The sequence below is a fragment of the Bacteroides sp. 4_1_36 genome, assembly GCF_003466325.1.
GTDB lineage: Bacteria > Bacteroidota > Bacteroidia > Bacteroidales > Bacteroidaceae > Bacteroides > Bacteroides uniformis.
On sequence record NZ_QSOX01000041.1, the window covers coordinates 1 to 7,907 of the forward strand.

Annotated in this window: 5 protein-coding genes and 1 pseudogene; 5 read left to right on the plus strand and 1 reads right to left on the minus strand. The window is 41.1% G+C overall.

Annotated elements, in window-relative coordinates:
• Nucleotides 1-332 precede the first annotated feature (332 nt).
• Nucleotides 333-1,397 (minus strand): hypothetical protein, encoded by a 1,065-nt coding sequence (locus DXD65_RS20435; protein WP_005824685.1) that lies wholly within the window; start codon nt 1,395-1,397, stop codon nt 333-335.
• Between the two features lie 230 nt (nt 1,398-1,627).
• Between DXD65_RS20435 and DXD65_RS20440 the strand changes: the two genes are divergently transcribed.
• From DXD65_RS20440 to DXD65_RS20460, 5 genes and pseudogenes are all read left to right on the plus strand, one after another.
• Nucleotides 1,628-2,632: a LacI family DNA-binding transcriptional regulator gene (locus DXD65_RS20440; protein ID WP_005824684.1), complete on the plus strand. Its 1,005-nt coding sequence runs from the start codon at nt 1,628-1,630 to the stop codon at nt 2,630-2,632.
• A 77-nt stretch (nt 2,633-2,709) separates the two neighbouring features.
• On the plus strand, nt 2,710-4,497 hold the full coding sequence (locus DXD65_RS20445) for an L-fucose isomerase (protein WP_005824683.1): 1,788 nt from the start codon (nt 2,710-2,712) through the stop codon (nt 4,495-4,497).
• A 14-nt stretch (nt 4,498-4,511) separates the two neighbouring features.
• Entirely contained in the window at nt 4,512-5,735 is a 1,224-nt protein-coding gene (locus DXD65_RS20450) for a DUF6786 family protein (protein ID WP_005824682.1), read from the plus strand.
• Between the two features lie 25 nt (nt 5,736-5,760).
• The gene (gene fucP / locus DXD65_RS20455) at nt 5,761-7,191 is read left to right on the plus strand and encodes an L-fucose:H+ symporter permease (RefSeq protein ID WP_117887903.1); all 1,431 of its coding nucleotides are present in this window, start codon (nt 5,761-5,763) and stop codon (nt 7,189-7,191) included.
• 11 nt (nt 7,192-7,202) lie between these two features.
• Nucleotides 7,203-7,907, plus strand: a pseudogene (locus DXD65_RS20460) (ribulokinase); the annotation flags it as partial.

Here is a 7,907-nt window from a genome sequence, read left to right on the forward strand (position 1 = left end):
CATTTCCTTCAAGGCCGGATTAAGTTCTTCGAGAACTTCGCCGGAAGGAAGACCCCAACAATAGTTAAGAAGTATCTCTTAAGTTGACTTTAAAAGATTGTTTTGAGATTTTATACTATGAAAAGTTGTATATATATAAAAAATGAGAACAGTAGAAATAGAGTATCTATTTTCTGCTGCTCTCATTAGAGTAATAAGCTATTTAGTAAGTTTTGTAATTTATCCTTTTCTTATTTTTATCCACCTTTTATCCTTTTCTGTTCTATAAATTAAGAACAAAAGAGGGGATAAATAAGGAGGAAAAGAAGTTCTACCCAAAAAGTAGTCCGTTCTTATTTCATAATGTGGTTTATTAATTCTTCCGGTGAAAGAGGTGTGATACCAAAAATATAGCTTTGACCAGACTGAAATGGTTCAGTCAGTTCAAAGTTCTCATAAGCGATACCACCAGGTATCGGAGATTTACTTGCCCAATAAGTATAACGACCATTCACAACTCCTTCTAACTCATTACTTGGATTGGAACAATACCAATATTGCGTTGCTTTTTTACCAGTATATTTCCAATGTGTATGTGTATCTTCAGCATATACAGCTTTTGTAGGGTCTTTCTCATCAGGTGACGCTATAAACCATACACCTCCATTTTTATCTTTTATCATTTCTGCCACTGGAGTATGGTTATGTTCTGTGAAATTAGAATCTTTATAGCTCGGCCATAATTGGCCGGCTTCTTTCGTTTTACCATCTGCGAGATGTAATGTCCTAAGTCTTGCTTTGTTTCCCATAGTAGCTGTGAGTATAAAACGATTTAGCTCATCTGACTCTTCCGTGGTATACGTAGTTAATTCAAACTCATAAGGCTTTCCTTCTGTGAATTTAGTCCGGACATAGATATCCGCACCATTATCAAAAGTTTCACAAAAGAAATACACAGTAAGTGTTTCAACTCCATTTTCCTTTGCTATTACTCCGTGAGCTGGATAATATTGATTTGGGAATGAGGGAGCTTCAGGAGTATTCCCACTCCAAAAACGTTTTCCACGAACATTATCAAGTTGACTCCATTCCAATTCTGAGAGCCCCCTATTATTTTTTGCTTTATCAATTGGTTCAAAAGCAATGAAATTGGTAACAACAAATTCATCATGTTCTAAATAAGGTGTATAGATACGAATTAGCCCACGTGGACCTCCTAATGGAGCAATTCCTATTCGGATACCATTTGCAAATCCCCAAATGGGTTGTGCTTTTGTATTTTGAGCAGGTTGTAACCATATTCCATTTTTTTCCGGAGTTGCTAAAGTTTCCGGAGCTATTTGTAGGTTAGTCTGTCCATAAAGGTAGTGTATTCTGCATGCAAAGAATAAAAGTGTAAATAGAATCTTGGTTTTCATGATTTTAAAAGTTTAAAATTAATTTTTATGTGTCGTTTATGGTAGTTCATATCGTTTTTAGCATGATTTGGTACTGCAAATATAAAAATGTTATAACGAATTAGCAAAATAATTTGCAGATTTAATTTTTATGTTTATATTTGCATCGTGAGAATACGATAAGTGCTACTGATTCAAGAGGTAACCTAAAAGTATAATACTATTATATAGCAAAAACGTTACACAAATATATGTCGTCACTAAAAAAAATATCGCTGAAGGATATTGCTGAAGCTGCAGGCGTTTCAACAGCATTGGTTTCGTTCGTTTTGAATGGGAAAAAGAAAGAGTATCGCGTGGGAGAAGAAACTGCCCAACGCATATTGAAAATTGCCAATGAAATGAACTACCAGCCTAATCTTGCGGCCAAAAGTCTTCGTAGTGGCAAAACAAAAACAATAGGATTAGTGGTTTCTGATATTTCCAACCCATTTTTTTCTCAATTAGCGCGTGTATTGGAAGATGAGGCAACCAAACGGGGATATACCGTACTTTTTGGAAGTTCAGATGAGGATAAGGATAAGATGACCCGTGTTGTTAGTAACCTTATTAATAAAGGGGTAGATGGACTCATCATTGTTCCTTGTGACAATTCTGAGAAATCCATCGCTTCACTTGTGAACAATAATATCCCTATTGTTTTGTTCGACCGCTATTTTCCGGAAATCAATGTCAGCTATGTGGCGTTGAATAACTTCAATGCTTCCTATATATCAACCAAACATCTTTTGAATGCAGGCTATAACGCTCCTTGTATGGTGGCTTATGATGTCAACCTTATCCATATGAAAGAGCGTATCCGTGGTTATAAAAAGGCTATGGATGAAGCCGGTAAGAGAAACTTGGCTAACGTGGTCTTTTTGAGGCAGGATGCTCCCAGAAAGTCCGCAGACCGTTTGTTGCCTAAAATGATTGATGGCGGTGTAGACGCTTTTCTTTTTGCCACCAACATGATTTCATTGGCTTGTTTATATACAATAAAGGACATGGGAGAGGGAATTATTGGTAAAATAGGTTTAGTGGGTTTTGACGGTAATCCGGTATTTGACTTTTTTGATGCCCCTATATCCTATATTCAGCAGCCTATAGATGTTTTAGTACAGAAAGCACTTGAAATACTGATAGATATCATTATTAACGGTAATACAGTGCAGTCTGTGCTTGCCGAGGGAGAATTTATTGAAATGGCTCCTTAGGAGAGCTGTTTTTTTTACATGATAGCTTAATCGATTTAGTTAATTTTTATATTAATCTCAATAAAATCAGTTGAACCATGAGAAATTCAAGATTAATCGGTGGAAAGCCGAAAATTGGTATCAGACCTATTATTGACGGTCGTCGTGGAGGTATCCGTGAGTCATTGGAGGATATGACTATGGCCATGGCCCATAAAGTGGCCGAGCTTTATTCTTCTGTCTTACGTCATAGTGACGGCACTTCCGTAGAGTGCGTCATTGCAGATACAACTATTGGTGGAGTGGCTGAAGCTGCCATGGCGGCTGAAAAATTCCGTAATAGTGGAGTCGGTGTTGTACTTTCTGTAACTCCTTGCTGGTGTTATGGATTCGAAACTATTGATATGGACGGAGAAATGCCAAAAGCCATCTGGGGCTTTAATGGTACAGAACGTCCGGGTGCGGTTTACCTGGCTTCAGCATTGGCAAGCCATACACAGAAGGGATTGCCTACTTTTGGCATTTACGGACGTGATGTACAGGAGGTGACCAATATGGAGATACCGGAAGATGTACAGGAAAAATTGTTGCGTTTTGCCCGTGCAGGTATAGCTGTGGCTACAATGAAGGGGAAATCCTATCTTTCAATCGGCAGTGTATCCATGGGCATTGCAGGCTCTATTCCCAATCCTGATTTCTTCCAAGAGTATTTGGGCATGCGTAATGAGTATGTGGATGCCAGTGAGATAGAACGTCGTGTCCAGTTGGGCATTTATGACCATGAAGAGTTCGCACGTGCCATGGCATGGACAGAAAAGTATTGCAAGAGTAATGAAGGGACAGACTTTAATCCGGAACATCTGGTATATTCCCGTGAAGAGAAAGATGCCCGTTGGGAATACGTGGTAAAAATGACTCTTATTTTCCGTGATATGATGATTGGCAATCCCAAATTGGCTGAAATGGGGTTCAAGGAAGAGTCAATGGGACACAATGCGATTGCTGCGGGTTTCCAGGGACAGCGCCAGTGGACGGATTATAAGCCTGACGGTGATTTTTCAGAAGCTATACTGAATACTTCTTTCGATTGGAACGGTATCCGTGAAGCGTTTACTTTCGCTACGGAAAATGATACGCTGAATTGTACTTCAATGCTCTTCAATCATCTATTGACCAATACTGCACAGATATTTGCGGATGTGCGTACTTATTGGAGTCCGAATGCCATAGAACGGGTAACGGGTAAGAAATTGGAAGGTAAGGCGGCAAACGGTTTCATTCACCTGATCAACTCCGGTTCTTGTACGCTTGATGGAACAGGCTGTCAGACACGTGACAATAAACCGGTAATGAAGCCTTTCTGGGAAATTACGGAAGAGGAAGTGGAAGCTTGTCTTTCTGTAACCAAGTGGCATCCGGCCAGTCGCGAATATATGCGTGGCGGTGGTTATTCTTCCCAGTTCCTGACTCGTGGTGAAATGCCGGTAACAATGTGCCGTTTGAATCTCGTAAAAGGTCAAGGTCCGGTATTGCAGATTGCCGAAGGCTGGACAGTAAATTTGGATAAGGATGTTTTCAAGGCTATCAATGAACGTACTGACCGTACATGGCCTTCCACTTTCTTCGCTCCACGTCTGACAGGTAAGGGGTATTTCCGTGATGTATATACTGTTATGAATAACTGGGGGGCTAATCATGGCGCTATCAGTTATGGTCATATCGGTGCTGACTTGATTACTCTGGCTTCCATGCTTCGTATCCCGGTATGCATGCACAATGTTTCTGAGGAAAATATTTTCCGTCCCAGTGCATGGACCGCTTTTGGCGAGGATATGGAAGGCAGTGACTATAGAGCTTGCAAGAATTATGGACCTCTCTATAAATAAAGGAAACAGGCGTTATGTTGAAATCAACCAAACTGAAAAACACTCTGCTGGTAGGTGCAACTGCAATACTTGTATCATGCGGCGGACAAAAAGAAATCAAGATGGGAAGTTATGCTTATGATGCCCAGTTCTTAAAGGACCACGGCATTGAATATACTGAATTGGTATCTGCTGATGGGAATTCTAAAGTGATGGTTATTCCTGCATGGCAAGGCCGTGTAATGACTACTTCTGCTTCCGGCGATGAAGGTGATAGTTACGGCTGGATTAATTATCGTTTCATAAATGAAGGCAAAGTCAGTTCTCAATTTAATCCGGTAGGAGGTGAGGAACGCTTCTGGCTTGGTCCGGAAGGTGGTCCGTTCTCACTTTATTTTAAGGAAGGACAAGAGCAGGTTTATGATAATTGGATAGTTCCTCCGGTACTTGATACTGAAGCTTTTGACATAAAGTCGCAAGACAACAGTAGTATCCGTTTTGTGAAAGATACTCGTTTGACAAATGCTTCCGGTACTACTTTTGATATGAATATTGACCGTACTGTATCGTTGATGGATGCTGGTGAAGTGGCTGCCGATTTTAATATCCAGCTTACAAATGATATGAAAATTGTAGCTTACAAGAGTGAGAATAAGATTACCAATACAGGTGACAAGGCATGGACAAAAGAGGGTGGTCTTGTATCTGTGTGGATGCTCGGCTGTTTTAATCCTACACCGACCACTACTGTATTCATTCCTTATAAGCAAGATGCGGAAGGAACAATTGTGAATGATGAATATTTCGGTAAGATACCGGCGGATAGGCTGATAAAGGAAAATGGTATTATCTATTTCAAGATTGACGGGCTCTATCGTTCCAAGCTGGGATTGCCGGCTTCACGGGCAACGGATATTTGCGGAAGTTATGATTCATCGAAAGGCGTACTCACAATCCTGTGGTGTAGTCTTCCCGAAACTCCTTCAGTCTACGTAAATGGCCAATGGGGACCTCAGGAAGATCCGTTTGCCGGCGATGTAATCAACTCTTATAATGACGGTCCGGTAGAAGACGGTTCTATAATGGGACCTTTCTATGAAATTGAAACGTCTTCTCCTGGTGCGGAGCTGGCTCCCGGTGCCTCATTGGTCCATACGCAAAAGGTGATTCATGTACAAGGTAAGGATGAACAATTGGTTCCTATCGTGCAAGATTTATTTGGAGCAGATTTGAATGTAATAAAAACAAAGTTTCAATAGGGTAACTATATAATGGAGAATTCGTATGGAATCAAATAAAATAATACCGAAAGGAATCCTCTTCCCATTCATTCTGCTCACTACTCTTTTCTTTGCCTGGGCTGTGCCGAATAATCTGACAGATACTATGCTTGCAGCTTTCAAGCGCATCATGAGTATGAGTGATTCAAAAACAGCTTGGATACAGGTAGTGTGCTATTTGTTGGGATATGGATGTTGTGCTGTTCCCGGTGCCTTGTTTATCAAGAAATACACTTATAAATCAGGCGTGATGCTGGGGCTTGGTCTATATGCATTTGGGGCTTTACTGTTCTATCCTGCCATGCTTAGCTCGGGAGTGAATGTTGATTTCAGCTTCTTTATGTATCTGCTGGCAATCTTTGTTCTCTTTGCCGGACTTTCAGTTCTGGAGACGTCTACTAATTCTTATGTATTGGCAATCGGTCCTGAAAGTACCGCGACACGCCGTTTGAATCTGTCTCAGGCCTTCAATCCGTTCGGAGCGATTACGGGAGTGGTGATCAGTCAGATTTTCATCCTCTCACAACTGAATGGAATGACAGCGACAGAGCGTGCCCAACTTCCGGCTGAGGAGCTGGCCGCCATCCAGGGGCAGGAATTGAATGCTGTTACTACTGCTTATGTGGTACTTGGTCTGGTGATGTTGGTGCTCTTACTTGCTATTCGGCTTACCAAAATGCCTAATCTTAGTGAAAAAGGTGAAAAAATAGAGTTTGGTGCCACTCTTCGTCGTCTTATAAAGAATAAGAATTATGTATGGGGTGTAATAGCACAATTTTTCAATATTGGTGCACAGATAGCCGTATGGTCATTCGTGATCCGTTATGCTATGGTACAGCTGAATTTTGACGGTGTATTGGCTTCTTTAGGAGATTCTGCTTCTGCAGATGCTGTTGTAAATGCATTACGGGGAGTGGAACCGGTAGCTGCCGCATTCTATAATTGTTGTGAATGGCTTGGATTGAATGATTTGCTGCCACGTACAGCAGAACAGGCTGCAGCTACTTACTATATCATGTCACTTATTCTCTTTGTAGTAATGAGATTCGTATGTACTGCCATGATGAAATATGTGAAAGCTTATAAACTCTTGATAGGAGTTGCGCTTCTTGCTGTAATGTGTTGTTTGGGTGCCATGTTTGGCAAGGGCAGTTTCGGCGTCTATTGCCTGATGGGCATTTCTGGTTGTATGTCATTGATGTTCCCGACCATTTATGGTTTTGGTCTTACAGGTTTGGGGGATGACACTAAGATTGGAGGTTCATTCATGGTAATGGCTATTGCCGGTGCTGCCGTTCTGACCCAAATTCAGGGTATTGTCTCCGACCAGACGGGTAGTATTATGGCTGCATATGTTGTACCGGCCGTTGCTTTTGCAGTGATTGCCTATTATGGGCTTTTCATTGCAAGAAAACAAGAGTTAACAACCAAATAATGCTTTAGAGTATGGAATCAAACAAGAAATACGTTATTGGTCTTGATTTTGGTACGGATTCTTGTCGTGCACTGGTAGTGGATACATATACTGGCCGTGAAATGGCTACGGGGGTAAGTTTTTACCCCCGTTGGAAAGCGGGGCTTTACTGCGATGCACACAACAATCGTTATCGCCAACATCCATTGGATTATATTGAATCCATGATAGAGGCTGTACATATAGCCTTATCAGATTTGAAAGAAGAAGAGATTGCTTCTATTTGTGGATTATGTTTTGACACAACTGGTAGTACTCCTGCTTTAACCGATAAGGCAGGAATGCCATTAGCTTTATGTCCCGAGTTTGCAGAAGAACCGGATGCTATGTTTATTCTTTGGAAAGATCATACAGCTGTTCGAGAAGCTGAGCAAATCAATGCACTGATCAATAAACGTAACCTTGATTATTTACTTTATGAAGGTGGTACTTATTCATCAGAATGGGTATGGTCAAAGGTTTTACATATTATCAACACAAACGTCGCTATAAAGGATGCTGCTTATGCTTGGGTAGAACATTGTGATTGGATGACCGGATTAGTAACTGGTAACACTATTCCGGAACAGATCTTTCGTAGCCGTTGTGCTGCTGGACATAAAGCAATGTGGCATGCCAGTTGGGGTCTTCCTTCCGGCGAAGTTCTCGAAGAACTTAATCCGGCCTTGAAGGAAATG